Source organism: Bombilactobacillus thymidiniphilus, assembly GCF_023380245.1.
GTDB lineage: Bacteria > Bacillota > Bacilli > Lactobacillales > Lactobacillaceae > Bombilactobacillus > Bombilactobacillus thymidiniphilus.
In genome coordinates this window covers 389,734-408,389 of sequence record NZ_CP093365.1, presented here as the reverse complement: position 1 = coordinate 408,389, position 18,656 = coordinate 389,734, and the positions used below count along the sequence as shown (strand labels likewise).

The 18,656-nt window shown below is 38.5% G+C and carries 9 protein-coding genes and 7 tRNA genes; all 16 read left to right on the top strand.

The window, feature by feature from the left end; translation table 11 throughout:
* Positions 1 to 12: 12 nt before the first annotated feature.
* The 16 genes from tilS (at position 13) to rpoC (ending at position 18,473) form a co-directional block, all read left to right on the top strand.
* Positions 13 to 1,353, top strand: a complete 1,341-nt coding sequence (gene tilS, locus MOO47_RS02225; protein ID WP_249513205.1) for a tRNA lysidine(34) synthetase TilS — start codon at positions 13 to 15, stop codon at positions 1,351 to 1,353.
* A complete protein-coding gene (gene hpt, locus MOO47_RS02220; RefSeq protein WP_249513518.1) occupies positions 1,350 to 1,892 on the top strand; it encodes a hypoxanthine phosphoribosyltransferase in 543 nt (180 codons plus the stop codon). Before tilS ends, hpt begins: the two co-directional genes overlap by 4 nt.
* Positions 1,893 to 2,018: 126 nt before the next feature.
* Positions 2,019 to 4,100, top strand: coding sequence for an ATP-dependent zinc metalloprotease FtsH (ftsH, locus tag MOO47_RS02215; RefSeq protein ID WP_249513204.1), 2,082 nt, complete (start codon positions 2,019 to 2,021; stop codon positions 4,098 to 4,100).
* Positions 4,101 to 4,184: 84 nt separating this feature from the next.
* Complete coding sequence (hslO, locus tag MOO47_RS02210) at positions 4,185 to 5,066, top strand: Hsp33 family molecular chaperone HslO (protein WP_249513203.1); 882 nt, start codon at positions 4,185 to 4,187, stop codon at positions 5,064 to 5,066.
* A gap of 49 nt (positions 5,067 to 5,115) precedes the next feature.
* A complete protein-coding gene (gene dusB / locus MOO47_RS02205; RefSeq protein WP_249513202.1) occupies positions 5,116 to 6,108 on the top strand; it encodes a tRNA dihydrouridine synthase DusB in 993 nt (330 codons plus the stop codon).
* A 12-nt stretch (positions 6,109 to 6,120) separates the two neighbouring features.
* Entirely contained in the window at positions 6,121 to 7,614 is a 1,494-nt protein-coding gene (lysS, locus tag MOO47_RS02200; RefSeq protein WP_249513201.1) for a lysine--tRNA ligase, read from the top strand.
* Positions 7,615 to 7,690: 76 nt separating this feature from the next.
* A tRNA-Lys gene (locus MOO47_RS02195) sits at positions 7,691 to 7,763 on the top strand.
* Between the two features lie 5 nt (positions 7,764 to 7,768).
* A tRNA-Gly gene (locus tag MOO47_RS02190) sits at positions 7,769 to 7,840 on the top strand.
* Between the two features lie 15 nt (positions 7,841 to 7,855).
* Positions 7,856 to 7,941 (top strand) — tRNA-Leu (locus tag MOO47_RS02185).
* Between the two features lie 10 nt (positions 7,942 to 7,951).
* Positions 7,952 to 8,025 (top strand) — tRNA-Arg (locus tag MOO47_RS02180).
* 24 nt (positions 8,026 to 8,049) lie between these two features.
* Positions 8,050 to 8,121: transfer RNA gene (locus MOO47_RS02175), tRNA-Gly, on the top strand.
* Positions 8,122 to 8,131: 10 nt separating this feature from the next.
* Positions 8,132 to 8,205: transfer RNA gene (locus MOO47_RS02170), tRNA-Pro, on the top strand.
* An 11-nt stretch (positions 8,206 to 8,216) separates the two neighbouring features.
* Positions 8,217 to 8,280, top strand: a tRNA-OTHER gene (locus tag MOO47_RS02165).
* 199 nt (positions 8,281 to 8,479) lie between these two features.
* Positions 8,480 to 10,945, top strand: coding sequence for an ATP-dependent Clp protease ATP-binding subunit (locus MOO47_RS02160; protein ID WP_249513200.1), 2,466 nt, complete (start codon positions 8,480 to 8,482; stop codon positions 10,943 to 10,945).
* Positions 10,946 to 11,163: 218 nt separating this feature from the next.
* Positions 11,164 to 14,844, top strand: a complete 3,681-nt coding sequence (gene rpoB / locus MOO47_RS02155) for a DNA-directed RNA polymerase subunit beta (RefSeq protein WP_249513199.1) — start codon at positions 11,164 to 11,166, stop codon at positions 14,842 to 14,844.
* 11 nt (positions 14,845 to 14,855) lie between these two features.
* Positions 14,856 to 18,473 (top strand): DNA-directed RNA polymerase subunit beta', encoded by a 3,618-nt coding sequence (gene rpoC / locus MOO47_RS02150; protein WP_249513198.1) that lies wholly within the window; start codon positions 14,856 to 14,858, stop codon positions 18,471 to 18,473.
* Positions 18,474 to 18,656: the final 183 nt, after the last annotated feature.

The window sequence follows — 18,656 nt, the reverse complement described above, 5'->3', positions numbered from 1 at the left end:
CTTTTTTGTGTTATGGAACAAGTACAGGCTAAGTTTAACCAAATTGTACGTAAAAATAATTACTGGAATGCTGATTGCTCAGTCTTGGTTGCTGTTTCAGGTGGTAGCGATTCAATGGCGTTATTGACCTTATTGGTTAATTTGCCGGTAAAGTGGCGACCTGAAATCCATGTGGCAACAGTGAATTTTGATTTGCGAGCACAAAGTGAACAAGAAGTTCAATTAGTGCGCCAATTTTGCCATCAAGAACGTTTGGCTTTTCATACAACACTTTGGGAGCATCCCAGTGTGATTGTAGGTATGGAAAGTAAAGCACGAGACTTTAGGTACCATTTTTTTGCAGAAATTATGCAACAATTTAATTTGGATATTTTGTTGACCGCGCATCAGGCTGATGATCAAGCAGAAACTTTACTTATGAAGTTAATTCGTAGCGGTAGTATCTGGGAAACCACAGCAATGGCTACAGTGCGTGATTTTCATACTAAGCAATTAATCAGACCATTGCTTAATTTCACTAAATCTGAATTGTTAGATTATTTGCAAAGGAAAAAGGTTGCTTTTGCAATTGATCAAACTAACTTTACAGATATGACATTACGCAATCGTTTACGTAACCAGATTATGCCCCTTTTAGTACAAGAGAATCCACAATTTGTGCAACATCTGTTGAATTTTACACAACAGCAACAAGTTGCCTTAAGTGGACTACGTCAGTATTTTAAAGTGCTAGCTAAAGCAAGTACTACTTTTAAATTTCAAGTTTTGACAATTGACTTATTAAAATTATCGGAATTAAATAGTGATCAAATAATTTTATTTGTACAATATATTTTGCATGAATATTTAAATTTAGATCTTACGCAACACCAGCAAAGGCAATTACGCCAAATGTTAGTTAACGATCAGGCTACTGCACAACTAGATTTAACAAAAAATTGGCAGCTTCATAAAAATTATCAACAACTTCAATTTAGATCACCAACTAATGCTCAGGTTGTTAACACTTTTTGGCTGGAATTAAATAAAACACTCTATGCAAACGATACACAAAAGTTTAAAATAAAACAGTCGTCTGTATTTAATAAGCAGACTTTTTATTTTCCCAATTTACCACAAAAAATTGGTCTGCGACATCGCCAAGAGGGTGATGTTTTATTATTGCAAGATGGTCATCACCAGAAGCTCAAGGATCGTTTGATTAATCAAAAAGTTCCTTATGATCAGCGCCAAAAACTATGGGTAATTACTTTTGACGGGGTGATTGTTTGGGTAGAAGGTGTTTATCGTTACCAGATATTACCAACTAAATATTTATTTGAAATTCAGATGGGAGATTACCAATGCCGATGAACCAAGATATGCAGAAAGTTTTGTTTTCTGAAGAGGAAATTGCACAAGCTAATCAGAAATTAGGAAAGTTATTAGCAAATGATTACAAAGGTAAAAATCCACTTTTTGTTTGTATTTTAAAAGGAGCCGTTGTTTTTTTGACTGATTTGGTACGCCAAATTCCCGATAGTGTTGATTTAGAATTTATTGATGCTTCCAGTTATAACGGTCAGACAACCACTTCTGGTGAAGTCAAAATTTTAAAAGACTTAGATGTTTCTGTAGCTGGGCGTGATGTAGTCTTTGTTGAAGATATTATCGACACTGGTTTAACTTTAAAGGCTTTGATGGATTTATTTAAGGAACGCCACGCTAATTCTATTAAGATTGTGGCATTATTAGATAAACCCGCCAATCGCCAGCAAAACGTTAAGGTGGATTATGTTGGTCTACAATGCCCCGATGAATTTGTTGTTGGTTATGGAATGGACTATAACGAGCGCTATCGTAATTTATCTTACATTGGTGTTTTGAAGCCGGAAGTTTATATGAATAATTAAACAGCTGGTATATGTTATAATTTTATGTGTTTGCAACATTCATTTTTCACATAGTTATTGGCTAGAAGCACAATTGTTAGTGTGATAAGATGATAACCAAGTTATTTAACGTGGAGGAAAAATATATTGAAAAATAATAAAAATGGACTACGTAATAACAGTCTATTTTATCTGATTATTTTTTTACTGATACTTTTGGCAACAAGCTGGTTTGTGGGGGGACAAGGTTCTTCACAAGTGGAAAATTTGAGTTCCAGTGATTTTGTATCTCGCTTAAAAAATGATAAAGTGAAAGACTTTTCATTGCAACCTTCTAATGGTGTATACAAAGTCTCTGGTACTTTCAAGAAAGCTGAAACTAAGAAAAATAATGTACCTGCTGGAAGCTTTTTCTCCAGACAATCGGGGAACATAAGGGCATCTAAGCGTTTTACGGCGACAGTATTGCCTAATAATGATTCATTAAAAGAAATTAATCAAGCTGCCCAAAAAACCAAAACTAAGATGAATACCCGTGAAGAATCACAAAATGGCATGTGGTTAAATATTGCTTTGACGGTTATTCCTTTCTTATTCTTTGCTTTCTTGCTCTATTCTATGATGAGCAGAACTGGTCAGGGCGGTGGTACTGGAAACATCATGAGCTTTGGAAAATCTCAGACCAAGCCGATTGATCCTAAGAAAAATAAAGTTCGTTTTTCCGATGTCGCAGGTGCAGAGGAAGAAAAACAAGAGTTGGTAGAAGTTGTTGATTTTCTAAAAGATTCTCGTAAGTATAGTGCTCTAGGTGCCAGAATTCCTTCTGGTGTTTTGCTTGAAGGACCTCCCGGTACTGGTAAGACTTTATTGGCACGTGCCGTTGCTGGTGAAGCTAAAGTTCCTTTCTATTCAATTTCTGGTTCAGATTTTGTGGAAATGTTCGTAGGTGTTGGAGCTTCTAGAGTACGTGATTTGTTTACGAGTGCTAAAAAGAATGCTCCAGCGATTATATTTATTGATGAAATCGATGCGATCGGCCGCCAGCGTGGTAACGGTAAAACTGGTGGTGGCAATGATGAACGCGAGCAAACATTAAATCAATTACTAGTAGAAATGGATGGTTTTACTGGTAAGGAAGGCTTGATTGTAATTGCTGCTACAAACCGTTCGGATGTTTTGGATCCGGCGTTATTACGTCCAGGTCGTTTTGATCGGAAGGTTTTGGTTGGCCAACCAGATGTTAAAGGACGCGAAGCAATTTTACGAGTGCATGCCAAAAATAAACCATTGGCGGACGATGTTGACTTGAAGGTTATTGCTCAACAAACCCCTGGTTTTGTCGGTGCAGATCTTGAAAATGTTTTGAATGAGGCTGCTTTAGTAGCTGCAGAGCGTGATAAAACAAAGATTGATGCGGCAGACATTGATGAAGCTGAAGATCGGGTGATTGCTGGTCCTGCTAAAAAAGATCGGGTCATTTCTGATAAAGAACGTAACATGGTTGCTTACCATGAAGCTGGGCACGCGTTAATTGGTGTTGTTTTAAGTGACTCAAGAACTGTGCGTAAAGTTACGATTATTCCGCGTGGGCGTGCCGGTGGTTATGCGATTATGTTACCTAAAGATGATCAAAACTTGCTTACCAAGAAAGATTTAATGGAGCAAGTAGCTGGTTTAATGGGTGGACGAACTGCCGAAGAAATTATTTTTGGTAGTCAATCATCAGGTGCTTCCAATGACTTTGAGCAAGCTACCCAGATTGCTCGTGCTATGGTTACTGAGTATGGAATGACTAAACGTCTAGGTATGGTACAACTAGAAAAAGGTGGCGCACCAGTTGGAGCTTACGGACAAGCCAATTATTCGCCTGAAACAGCGACAGCTATTGACGAGGAAATTCGTAAGATTTTGGATGAAGGTCATCAAACTGCAGTTGATATTATTCAAGGGCATCGCGAACAGCATAAAGCAATTGCACAGGCCCTGCTTAAATATGAGACTTTGGATGAGAAGCAAATTTTGAGTCTTTACAATACTGGCAAGTTACCAGAAGCTAATACTGAAGAATTTCCTTCTGAAAAAGAAGCAGCTACATTTGAGGAAACTAAAGAAGTTGTCAAAAAACGCGATGCTGCTAAGCAAAAACATGAGCAGCAAACAGACTCAGACGAGGATCACAACACATTGACCCCAGGTGATGATGATTCCGATCATGATTTTGAGGAATAATGCTAAAAGAGTAATCATATAGTTAAGGGTTGGACAAAACTTAGTTTTGTACCAGCCCTTACTTGTTTTATAAAGGAGTAAATTATGGGTGATTATTTAGTAAAAGCATTAGCACAAAATAGTCATTTTCGTATTTATGCTGTCAATGCTAGTCAATTGGTGGCAACAGCGCAAAAAAGTCATGACACTTGGAGTGCATCAACGGCTGCCTTAGGACGTAGCTTAATCGGCACTTTACTGTTAAGTACTTCACTAATGAAAAATGACGAGATTTTGACCGCGCGCATTTTAGGTGATGGTCCGGTTGGATTAATTGTGGCTGATGGTAATGCTAATGGGCAAGTCAAAGGGTATATCCAAAATCCACATATTAGTGTGCCTTTGAATACTAAGGGTAAAATTGACGTGCAAAAAGCTGTAGGTCACAATGGTTTATTGACTGTCACGCGTGATAATAAATTGGGGCAACCTTTCACTGGGAAAGTACCATTAATTTCCGGGGAAATTGCAGAAGATTATGCTTACTATTTAGCTACATCAGAGCAAATTCCAGCAGCAGTCGGTTTGTCAGTTTTCGTGGAGTCTGATAATCAAGTAAGTCATGCTGGTGGTTTTATGGTTCAAGCAATGCCAGATGCAACAGATTCAGAAATTGAGCAAGTTATTCAAACAATTAATTCTTTGCCACCAATCCACGAGATGTTGCAGTCTGGTGATACGCCGGAAGAATTAGTGCAACGTATTTTTGCGACTGCTGACACTAAATTTCTGACAAAAATGCCCGTAACATTTCAATGCGATTGTTCCAAAGAACGTTTTGGTAAGTCATTAGCAGCTTTGTCAGCTGGAGAATTACAAGATATGATTGATCAACAAGGTGGAGCAGAAACTGTTTGCAAGTTTTGTGGTCAAAAATACCAATTTTCTAAAAATGAACTTGAACAAATGATTGTCAGCAATAATTAGGTTTTGCTATGATGTATACGGTAGCGCCTATAAAGAAAGGAAGATTTACATGGAGTGGAAAATCGGTAATGTTACGATACCCAATCAAGTGGTTGTGGCTCCAATGGCAGGGATCTCTAATTATTCTTTTCGTATGACCGCCAAAGAATTTGGAGTTGGTTTAGTAGTTTGTGAGATGATTAGTGATCGTGGCATTTTATATGATAACGAGAAAACGCATGAAATGCTGTATGTTAATCCTAATGAACACCCGGTCAGCATTCAAGTTTTTGGTAGCTCTAAAGAAACTTTAGTACCAGCTATTAAATATGTTGCCGAGAATACTGCGGCAGATATTATTGATATTAATATGGGCTGTCCAGTAAAGAAAGTGGTTAAGACTGGTGCTGGATCACATTGGCTATTAGATCCAGACAGTATTTACGATTTAGTAAAGTCAATTAAAGCAGAAATTGATAAGCCATTAACTTTGAAAATGCGAACTGGTTGGGATGCAGACCACATTTTAGCTGTAGAAAATGCTTTAGCTGCACAAGAAGCTGGCGCTGATGCGGTTGCTATGCACGGGCGCACGCGCGAACAAATGTATAGTGGGCAAGCAGATTGGGAGTTATTGCATGAAGTAGCGCAACAATTAACAATTCCCTTTATGGGCAATGGTGATATTAAAACACCACAAGATGCTAAACGAATGATTGATGAAGTTGGGGCAGATGCTGTAATGGTAGCACGCGGAGCTATTGGCAATCCGTGGGCCTTAAAAGCAATGGCTACTTATTTAGAAACAGGTGAGCTATTACCTGAGCCAACACCAATGCAAAAAGTCCAAACCGCCAAAGAACAACTAGCTCGTTTAGTAGAATTGAAAGGTGAACGTATTGGTGTGCCTGAATTTAGGCAACAAGCCGCTTATTATTTAAAGGGTATTCCGCGTTCAGCTCGTACGAAAGCTGCAATTAATGAAGTAGATACGAAACAAGAAGTCGATGACTTATTGGATGAATTTTCTGAAATATCAATGCAACGCATATTACAACGATAGGAGTAAGTTTTCATGGCAAATACTGAAATGAATGATCAACTACGGGCACGGCGGCAAAAACTGCAAGCTTTACGTGATGATGGTATCGATCCTTTTGGCCATCGTTATCAACCGACGGCTACAGCTGATCAATTGCATGCAGATTATGAGCAATTGTCTAAAGATGATTTGGTAGCGCAAAAGATTAATGTAGCAATTGCCGGTCGCATGATGACTAAGCGTGGTAAAGGTAAAGTTGGTTTTGCTGATATTAAAGATCGTACTGGCAAAATTCAAATTTATGTTCGAAAAGATGTTGTTGGTGATGAAAATTATCGTATTTTTAAACGTGCCGATTTAGGCGATTTATATGGTATTGAAGGCGATGTGATTAAGACAGATATGGGGGAATTAACTGTTCGTGCTACCCATGTGACTTTGTTGTCTAAATCCTTGCGTCCGTTACCTGATAAATATCACGGCTTGACTAATGTGGAGCAAATTTATCGTCAACGATATTTAGATTTAATTACAAATCAAGAAAGTTTTGCCCGATTCATTAAACGTTCTAAAATTATTACAGCCATTCGCCAATATTTAGATAGTGAAGGTTTTATTGAAGTGGAAACGCCAGTCTTACATGCTCAAGCTGGCGGTGCTTCAGCTCGTCCTTTCATTACCCATCACAATGCTTTGAATATTGATTTGTACTTGCGAATTGCTCTCGAATTGCATTTAAAGCGCCTGATTGTTGGTGGTATGGAACGTGTTTACGAGATTGGTCGAGTATTTCGTAATGAAGGGATTGATACTAAGCATAATCCGGAATTTACCGAATTAGAAAGCTATGCTGCTTACTTTGATTTCAAAGACGTTATGGACGAAACGGAAGGCATTTTTAAAGCTGCTGCTCAAGGTGCTTTAGGTACACAGAAAATCACTTATCAAGGCAATGAACTTGATTTAGCAAAGCCGTTTAAGCGTGTGCATATGGTCGATGCAATTAAAGAGCAAACGGGCGTTGATTTTTGGCCTGCGATGACTGTTGAACAAGCTCGAAAGTTAGCTGATGAACATCATGTGCACTATGAAGAATACTGGCAAGTTGGGCACATTATTAATGCCTTTTTTGAAGAATTTGTGGAAGAAACAATCGTCGAACCGACTTTTATTTATGGGCACCCATTAGAGATTTCACCGTTAGCCAAAAAAAATGAGCAAGATCCGCGCTTTGTGGATCGTTTTGAGTTGTTTATTTTAGGTAATGAATACGCTAATGCTTTTACAGAATTAAATGATCCTCTTGATCAAAGAGAACGCTTTGAAGCTCAAGTTAAAGAACGTGAAGCTGGTAATGATGAAGCGGAAGCCATAGATGAAGATTTCGTGGAAGCTTTAGAATACGGGATGCCACCAACTGGTGGATTAGGAATTGGTATTGATCGGTTAGTAATGTTATTGACTGATGCACCTTCAATTCGTGACGTCATTTTGTTTCCGACTTTGCGTCCTGATGACAATAAATAAAATTGCAATGTCATCTTGCAATTTTAATTTGCATTTGATATACTAATACAGTCGTTGATTGATATGATGACTGTTTGAGTCGCTAGCTCAGCTGGTAGAGCAACGGCCTTTTAAGCCGTGGGTCGTGGGTTCGGGTCCCACGCGACTCATTAATGCGGAAGTAGTTCAGTGGTAGAACATCACCTTGCCATGGTGGGGGTCGCGGGTTCGAATCCCGTCTTCCGCTTTACATTGTAATAACGCCGGGGTGGCGGAACTGGCAGACGCACAGGACTTAAAATCCTGCGGTAAGTGATTACCGTACCGGTTCGATTCCGGTCCTCGGCATTATAATGTTGCACCCATAGCGCAATTGGATAGAGTGTCTGACTACGAATCAGAAGGTTGTAGGTTCGACTCCTACTGGGTGCATTAGTAATTTAACTTAATATTTATGCGGAAGTAGTTCAGTGGTAGAACATCACCTTGCCATGGTGGGGGTCGCGGGTTCGAATCCCGTCTTCCGCTTTTTGTTTATCGGGAAATAGCTCAGCTTGGTAGAGCGCTACGTTCGGGACGTAGAGGTCGCAAGTTCGAATCTTGTTTTCCCGATATTTGTTTATCGGGAAGTAGCTCGGCTTGATAGAGCAGATGCAGGGGGCGCAGGTTCGAATCCTGTCTTCTCGATAAGTTATCCAATTAGTAAGCCATCTTATTTTAAAATGAAGATGGCTTTTTTTGTTAGAAGTATAAACGTTTAGTTTTAAAATTTATAATAAATGATTACAATGGTTATAAATACAAGTTAGCTATTCCCAAATTTATTAGTGAATTGTGCTATACTCGTGAGACATTATTACATGATGTGCAAAAAGAGAGGTAAGAAATGACCGAATTATTTACTTCAAGTGCTAAGCAAGCTTTAAGTTTAGCTCAAAAAGCAGCAATGAAATTCAACCATCATGCTGTTGGAACAGAACATTTATTATATGGTTTAGTCAAAGAAGGTTCTGGCGTGGCTGCTAAAACAATTACGGAGCTCACAGTTTCAGCGACCGATATTCAAGAGGAAATTGAATTACTGACTGGCTACGGAAACGATGACTTAACGGATCAATTGTATTTACCATATTCACCTCGAGCTGCGCAAGTTTTAGAGATGGCCAGCAAGCAAGCACGTCTTTTAGAAGCGCCACAGGTAGGAACAGGACATATTTTGTTAGCGCTATTGCGTGACCAGACCATTTTGGCGGCTCGCGTTTTAGAAGAACTTGGTTTAAGTATTGTGAAAACTCGCAAATTACTGTTACAGAAAATGGGTGTTTCTGAGCGCTTAGATCGAGCTAACCAAAAAAAGGCAATATCAGAGACTAAAAGTATCACGCCAACCTTGGATTCTTTGGCTCGTGATATGACAGCATTAGCCCGTCAAGGACGGTTGGATCCCGTAATTGGACGAGAATCTGAATTAGATCGTGTTATCCAGATTTTAAGTCGGCGTACCAAGAATAATCCGGTTTTATTAGGTGAACCAGGTGTTGGTAAAACGGCCGTAGTTGAAGGATTAGCACAAAAAATTGTCCAACTGAATGTTCCTAATGAATTAGCTGTAAAACGTTTAATGATGCTTGATGTAGGCTCTTTAATTGCAGGAACTAAATATCGCGGTGAGTTTGAGGATCGCTTCAAAAAAATTATTAATGAAATTAATCAAGCGGGCAATGTTATTTTGTTTGTAGATGAATTGCATACTTTGATTGGTGCTGGTGGAGCAGAAGGCGCAATTGATGCTTCTAATTTATTAAAACCAGCTTTATCTAGAGGTGAGTTGCAGATGATTGGTGCTACCACGCTAGATGAATATCAAAAATATATCGAAAAAGATGTTGCCTTCACACGGAGATTTGCGCGAGTAGATGTAGCTGAGCCGTCAGTGGAAGCTAGCTATCATATTTTAGCCGGATTGCGACCTAAATATGAAGAGCATCATCATTTAACAATTACAGATGATGCTTTGCATGCTGCAGTTGATCTTTCCAAGCGATATCTTACTGGCCGCTATTTGCCTGACAAAGCTATTGATTTAATGGACGAAGCAGCTGCGTTGGTGCATATTCGCCAAACTAGTAAAAAGATGCAAAACAAAGCGCAGGAGTTAGAGCAACAACTAAATCATGCTAGTCTTGCTAAAGAACAAGCTATTGCACAACAAGATTTTGCGCAAGCAGCCACTTATCGCCAAGAAGAATTACAGTTAAAGCAACAATTGGATAGGTTTGAACAAAAAGCCAATCATTTAGGTACCAATAAAAATGTAAAAGTACAAGAAGAAGATATTGCGAACATTGTTTCGCAATGGACCAAAATACCTGTTACTAAGCTAACACATCAACAATCACAGCAATTACTGAATTTGGAAAAAGAATTGCATAAACGTGTAGTCGGTCAAGATCTTGCTGTTCAAGCTGTGGCTAAAGCAATTAGAAGAGCACGTAGTGGCTTAAAAGATCCGAGGCGTCCAATTGGTTCCTTTATGTTTTTGGGACCAACCGGCGTAGGTAAAACAGAACTTGCTAAAGCTGTTGCCGATGTTGTTTTTGGCAATGAATCGGCCATGATTCGAATTGATATGTCAGAATATATGGAAAAATATAACGTTTCGCGTTTAGTTGGTTCAGCGCCTGGTTATGTTGGCTATGAAGAAGGTGGTCAATTAACTGAGCAAGTTCGTAATCATCCTTATTCAGTTATCTTATTGGACGAGGTAGAAAAAGCACATCGTGATGTTTTCAATTTATTGTTGCAAGTTTTGGATGATGGTATGTTAACAGATGCTAAAGGACGTAAAGTTGATTTCAGCAATACGATTATTATCATGACTTCTAATTTAGGGGTTGATACCTTGAATGACGAGCATAATGTTGGTTTTCAAAATGGTGAACAACAAAATGCTGATCAATTTTTGCATGACCACATTATGAAGGAAGTTAAACAATTTTTCCGACCAGAGTTTTTGAATCGAATTGATGAAATTTTGGTCTTTGATGAATTGAGCAAGGATAATTTACATCAGATCATTAAAATTATGGTGCGACAATTAGTTATTCGCCTAGCAAAACAAAATATTAAGTTAACTTTGAGCTTAAAGGCGATGGATTTCTTGGTTGATAAAGGCTATGATCGTACTTTAGGTGCACGCCCCTTGCGGCGAACCATTCAGCGAGAAATTGAAGATAGGGTGAGTGATTTGTTGTTAAGTGGGGCTCTACATGCTGGTGAACAGCTGTCAGTCGGAGCTTCAAAGGGTGAACTAACTTTTAAAATTAAACAAGCTAAATTAGTTGAAGCTTAAACTTGACAATTTTTCTCAAATATAATATCATTTAATAGATTAGTTATCGTGATGTAGTACGCGTATTCCACCGAAATATTGTCCGGTTTGGAATAATATAAAAAGCAAAAATGACCATTTGAGTTATTTTTGGTTTTTTTTTGCTTGCAAATCCGATATAGCTAATTTGTAATGTAATTGTAATAATTCTAGCGATTTTATTTGAAAGGGTGAACAATTTGACGAAAGAAACAGTAAGTTATCACAATGTCAATTATGGCAAACACCGAACTCGTCGCAGTTATGCACGAATTAAAGAAGTATTACCATTACCCAATTTGATTGATATTCAAACTAATTCTTATAATTGGTTTTTGGATGAAGGTCTTAAGGAAATGTTCCAAGACATCATGCCAATTGATGATTTTGCGGGGACTTTATCCTTAGACTATGTAGATTATAAGCTTTTAGAGCCAAAATATACTGTTGATGAAGCACGTGATCACGATGCTAACTATTCGGCTCCTCTGCATGTTAAGTTGCGGTTGACCAATCATGAGAGCGGTGAAATCAAGACGCAAGATGTTTTCTTTGGCGATTTCCCACTGATGACTGAACAAGGAACTTTTATTATTAATGGTGCTGAACGAGTTATCGTTTCTCAATTAGTGCGTTCCCCGGGCGTGTATTACACGGCTGAAGCTGACAAAAATGGTCGCATGATTTATGGGGCGACTGTCATTCCTAACCGTGGCGCTTGGCTAGAATTTGATAATGATGCTAAAAATATTAGTTATGTGCGGATTGATCGTACTCGTAAGTTACCAATTACGGAGTTGATGCGTGCACTAGGTTTCGGTTTAGATAGCGAGATTCTGGATATTTTGGGTAATAGCAGTGAATCTTTAAATTTAACCTTAGAAAAAGATGTCCACAAAGATACTAGTGATTCACGTGTTGAAGAAGCACTTAAAGATATTTATGAACGTTTACGCCCTGGTGAACCTAAAACAGCTGAAAGTTCACGTTCTTTGCTTTATGCACGTTTCTTCGATCCAAAACGTTATGATACAGCTCCAGTTGGTCGCTACAAAGTTAACAAGAAATTAAATTTAAAGACACGTTTACGTGGTTTAACTTTAGCTGAAACTTTAGCTGATCCGGATACTGGGGAGATTATTTTAAATAAGGATACGGTCTTAGATCGCGAAGCGATGAGTAAATTAGCTCCTTATTTGAAGAATTCTGATTTTAAAGCTACAACTTTCCAACCTTCTGATGAAGGTATTTTGGCTGATCCAGTAAAAGTTCAGATTATCAAAGTTTACTCACAAGTTGATGAAGATCGGGTTGTGAATATGATTGGTAACGCTAATATCCCTGAGAGTGTTAAACATATTACTCCTGCTGATATTTTAGCTGAAATTAATTATTTCTTTAACTTGCAAGAGGGTATCGGTAGCACCGATGATATTGATCACTTGGGTAATCGACGGATTCGTTCAGTTGGTGAATTATTGCAAAATCAATTCCGTTTAGGCTTATCTAGAATGGAGCGTGTTGTTCGTGAACGGATGTCTATTCAAGACACTGCCACAGTGACACCACAACAATTGATCAATATTAGACCCGTTGTAGCAGCTATCAAAGAATTCTTTGGTTCCTCTCAATTATCACAATTCATGGATCAAAACAATCCTCTTGGTGAGTTGACGCATAAAAGACGTTTGTCAGCTTTAGGACCGGGTGGTTTGACTCGTGATCGTGCTGGTTATGCGGTTCGTGATGTTCACTATACGCATTATGGTCGGATGTGCCCAATTGAAACGCCAGAAGGTCCTAACATTGGTTTGATTAACAACTTGGCTACTTATGGAGTTGTTAATAAATATGGTTTTGTGGAAACGCCTTATCGCCGTGTTTCTTGGGATACGCATAAAGTTACTGACAAAATTGATTATTTAACGGCTGATGAAGAAGATAATTATGTTGTAGCGCAAGCTAACACACCTTTAAATGATGATGGTTCATTTGCAGAAGAACGTATTTTAGCGCGTCATCAAGATGATAATATCGAAACAACTGTGGATAAAGTCGATTATATGGATGTTTCACCACGTCAAGTTGTTTCAGTAGCTACTTCCTGTATTCCTTTCTTGGAAAATGATGACTCTAACCGTGCTTTGATGGGTGCTAACATGCAACGCCAAGCTGTGCCTTTGATTAAGCCACATTCTCCATTGGTAGGTACTAGTATGGAATATGTTGCTGCTCATGATTCTGGAACGGCAATGTTAGCTAAATATGCGGGAATCGTGGAATATGTTGATGCTAAAATTATCAAAATTAAACGTGATGATTCAGATGTTGTAGACACTTATCATTTAATGAAGTATCGTCGTTCTAATGCGGGTAAATGTTATAACCAGCGTCCAATCGTAGAAAAAGGTAACCACGTTGATCGTAGTGAAATCATTGCTGACGGTCCGGCTATGCAAGAAGGTGAACTTGCTTTAGGGCAAAATCCTTTAATTGCATTTATGACTTGGAATATGTATAACTATGAAGATGCGATTGTTTTGTCTGAACGTTTAGTAAAAGATGACATTTATACTTCTATTCATATTGAAGAATTTGAATCAGAAGCACGAGACACCAAATTAGGACCTGAGGAGATCACTCGCGAAATCCCTAATGTTGGTGAAGATGCCCTGAAAGATTTAGATGAAGATGGAATCATTCGTGTTGGTGCGGAAGTTCGTGATGGGGACATTTTAGTTGGTAAAGTTACGCCAAAGGGTGTTACGGAATTATCTGCTGAAGAACGTTTATTGCATGCTATTTTTGGTGAAAAAGCTCGTGAAGTTCGTGATACTTCGTTACGTGTACCTCATGGTGGCGGTGGAATCGTCCAAGATGTTAAAGTCTTTTCTCGTGAAGAAGGCGATGAACTAAGCCCAGGTGTTAATTCTATGGTGCGAATTTATATTGCACAAAAACGTAAAATTCAAGTTGGCGATAAAATGGCTGGTCGTCATGGTAACAAAGGTACAGTTTCCATTGTTGTTCCTGAAGAAGATATGCCATATATGCCTGATGGTACACCAGTAGATATCTTGTTGAATCCAATGGGTGTTCCTTCACGTATGAACATTGGTCAAGTTTTGGAATTGCATTTGGGAATGGCAGCACGCAACTTGGGAATTCATGTAGCAACGCCAGTTTTTGATGGTGTTAATGATGATGATTTGTGGAAAGCTGTTCAAGAAGCTAATATGGCTTCAGATGCTAAAACTGTTTTGTATGATGGTCGTACCGGTGAACCGTTCCATAATCGTGTGGCTGTTGGTGTTATGTATTATATGAAATTAGCCCATATGGTTGACGACAAGATCCATGCTCGATCAATTGGACCTTACTCCTTAGTTACGCAACAGCCATTAGGTGGTAAGGCACAATTTGGTGGTCAGCGTTTTGGTGAAATGGAAGTTTGGGCACTGGAAGCGTATGGTGCTGCCTACACGCTACAAGAAATTTTGACTTACAAATCTGATGATGTCACTGGTCGTGTAAACACTTATGAAGCTATTGTGAAGGGCGAAACGATTCCTAAGCCAGGTGTGCCAGAATCATTTAGAGTTTTAGTGAAAGAATTAGAGTCGCTTGGACTAGATATGAAGATTTTGGATCATGAGAATAAAGAAGTTGAACTTCGGGAAATGGATGAAGATCCGACTATTAAAAGTATTGATGCTTTGTCTAAATTAGCTTTAGAGCAAGAACAAAAGTTAGTTCAAGAAGAAGCTGATAAAAAGCAAGATGATCAAGAAATAGAAGCTCAAGAAGAACCAGAACTAGAAAAAGTGATGGATCAAATGATCAATAGTAATACTGACGCTTCTAACAATGATGAACAATAGGAGGTTGCCAATTGATAGATGTTAATAAATTTGAAAGCATGCAAATTGGTTTAGCTTCACCAGATAAGATCCGTAGTTGGTCTTATGGTGAAGTTAAAAAACCAGAAACCATTAATTATCGGACTTTAAAACCAGAACGTGATGGTTTATTCGATGAACGAATTTTTGGACCAACTAAAGATTGGGAATGTGCTTGTGGTAAATATAAGCGGATTCGTTATAAGGGGATTGTTTGTGATCGTTGTGGGGTTGAGGTTACTCGCTCCAAGGTTCGTCGTGAACGTATGGGGCATATTGAATTAGCAGCTCCGGTAACGCATATTTGGTATTTTAAAGGTATTCCTAGTCGTATGGGCTTGGTCTTAGGTATGAGTCCACGTGCACTAGAAGAAATTATTTATTTTGCCGCTTACGTGGTTATTAAATCTGGTGATACTGATCTAGAAGATAAACAGTTATTGACAGAAACTGAATACCGTAAAAAACGTGAACAATATGGTGATGCTTTCACTGCTAAAATGGGCGCTGAAGGTATCAAAGAGTTATTGCAAGCTGTTGATTTAGACAAAGAAGTAACTGAATTAAAAGAAATCTTGAAGAGTGCTACTGGACAAAAAAGAACGCGTTCCATTCGGCGTTTGGATATCTTAAATGCCTTCAAAAATTCTGGTAATCGTCCAGAATGGATGGTTATGGATTGTATTCCGGTAATTCCTCCTGATTTAAGACCAATGGTCCAATTAGAGGGTGGGCGTTTTGCCACTTCTGATCTTAATGATTTGTATCGTCGCGTTATTAATCGTAATAATCGGTTGAAGCGTCTGTTAGATTTAAATGCACCAAATATTATTGTGCAAAATGAAAAACGGATGTTGCAAGAAGCGGTTGATGGATTGATTGACAATGGTCGTCGTGGTCGTCCAGTAACTGGACCAGGTAATCGACCACTCAAATCTCTATCACACATGCTTAAGGGTAAACAAGGACGTTTTCGTCAAAACTTGTTAGGTAAGCGTGTGGACTACTCTGGTCGTTCAGTTATTGATGTTGGTCCTACTTTGAAATTTTATCAATGTGGTTTACCACGTGAAATGGCGTTAGAATTGTTTAAACCGTTCGTGATGCATGAATTAGTTTCACGTGATCTAGCATCCAATATCAAAAATGCTAAACGTAAGATTGAACGGCAAGATGATGATGTTTGGGATGTTTTGGAAGATGTTATCAAGGAACGTCCTGTGCTCTTAAACCGTGCGCCTACGTTGCACCGTTTAGGTATTCAAGCCTTTGAACCAGTTCTGGTAGAAGGTAAATCGATTCGTTTGCATCCTCTAGCTTGTGAAGCTTATAATGCCGATTTTGATGGTGACCAGATGGCTGTTCATGTTCCCTTGTCTGATGAAGCTCAAGCAGAAGCACGTATGTTAATGCTTGCAGCTCACCATATTTTAGCTCCTAAAGATGGTAAGCCAATTGTTACGCCTTCTCAAGATGTTGTGTTAGGTAATTACTATCTGACTTTAGAAGAACGTGGTCGTGAAGGCGAAGGCATTATTTTTAACGATATGGATGAAGTAGAAATGGCTTTCCAAGATGGTTTAGTGCATTGGCACAGTCGGATTGGTTTGGCAACTAAGTCGTTGACTAATTTTGCTTTTGCTGAAGATCGTCGAAACAGCATTATGATTACAAGTGTTGGTAAAGTTATTTTTAACCGTATTTTGCCTAATGGCATGCCATTCTTGAATGAACCTACCGAAGAAAATATGGTGAAAGGTGTTCCTGATAAGTATTTCTTGAATGAAGGCGAAGATATTCATCAACGTCTTAAAGATATGCCGTTGACTGATCCTTTCAAAAAAGGCTATTTAAGCGACATTATTGCCCAAGTTTTCAAGATTTACAAAGTACAACGAACATCTGAATTATTGGATGATATGAAAGAACTTGGATATACAGCATGTACTTTAGCTGGTTTAACAGTTGGTGTATCCGATGTGCCACAGTTAGATGATAAGCAAGATATTGTTGATGAAGCCCATAAAAAAGTGGCTACTGTATCTAAGCAATTTCGTCGGGGTTTAATCACTGATGAAGAACGCCATAATCGTGTGGTAACAATTTGGAATGATGCTAAGGATGATATTCAACAGCAATTAGTTGATAGTTTTGATCCAAAGAATCCGATTTCCATGATGTCTGATTCTGGTGCTCGTGGTAATATTTCAAACTTTACGCAATTAGCTGGAATGCGTGGCTTGATGGCTGCTCCTAACGGCGGGATGATGGAAGTGCCAGTTACTTCTAACTTCCGTGAAGGTTTATCTGTTTTAGAAATGTTCATGTCCACTCACGGTGCTCGTAAAGGTATGACTGATACAGCTTTGAAAACAGCGAACTCTGGTTACTTGACACGTCGTTTAGTTGATGTGGCTCAAGACGTGATTATTCGTGAAGAAGATTGTGGCACAGATCGTGGTTTAGTAGTGTCAGCAATTACTGATGGTAATGAAGTTATTGAACCATTATATGATCGTTTAGTTGGTCGTTATACGCAAAAAGAAATTTTAGATCCCAAGACTGGTGAAGAAATTGTTGGACGTAATGTTTTGATTGATGAAGATACAGCACGTATGATAATTGATGATGGTGTTCAATCGGTTACAATTCGTTCAGCCTTCACTTGCAACACACTACATGGTGTCTGTCAAAAATGTTATGGTCGTAACTTGGCTACTGGTGAGGAAGTTGAAGTTGGTGAAGCCGTTGGTGTTGTGGCTGCGCAATCCATTGGTGAACCGGGTACGCAATTAACCATGAGAAACTTCCATACTGGTGGTGTTGCCGGTGGTGAAGATATTACGCAAGGTTTGCCTCGTGTTGAAGAAATTTTTGAAGCACGTAATCCCAAAGGTTTAGCTTATATTTCTGAGGTTGACGGTGTAGTTAGTTCTGTTGATGAAAATCCTGCTGAACATACGCGTGAGATCACTATTGAAGGTAAGATTGATACAAGAACTTATAGTGTTCCTTATACAGCTAGTGTTTCTGTAGCTGAGGGTGATATTATCCATCGTGGTGACAAGTTAACTGCTGGATCAATTGATCCTAAGCAATTGATTAAAGTTACAGATGTGCAAACTACTGAAAACTATTTACTTTCTGAAGTTCAAAAAGTTTACCGTATGCAAGGTGTTGACATCAGTGATAAGCATATCGAAGTTATGGTGCGAAAAATGCTTCGTAAAATTCGCGTGCTTGATCCAGGTGATACTAATGTTTTGCCCGGTTCCTTATTGGATATTGGTCAATTTACAGAAACAAATAAAGAATCATTGATTAAGGGTAAATTGCCAGCTACTGGTGCACCAGTATTGTTAGGTATTACTAAGGCATCTTTGGAAACAAATAGTTTCTTATCAGCAGCTTCTTTCCAAGAAACAACACGTGTATTGACTGATGCGTCGATTCGTGGCAAGAGTGATCCATTAGTTGGTTTGAAAGAGAATGTTATGATTGGTAAGATTATTCCAGCTGGTACGGGTATGGCTAAATATCGTCATATGCAACCAGAAAAAGTTGGTGCAACATTCGATAGTCAACTAAGTGGTGCTCCTGAAGAAGTATAAAAATTAATTAGCAAAAAGACTCCTATATATTTAGGAGCCTTTTTTTATGCATATTTATATAGAATTATTAAGATATTTATTTAAATGAGATGTTCATTAATTATATTTATTTTATTATTTTAGCGATCTTTGCTAATAAATTAATATTTATAAAATCATTATGTGCGATTTATCTCAAAAAAA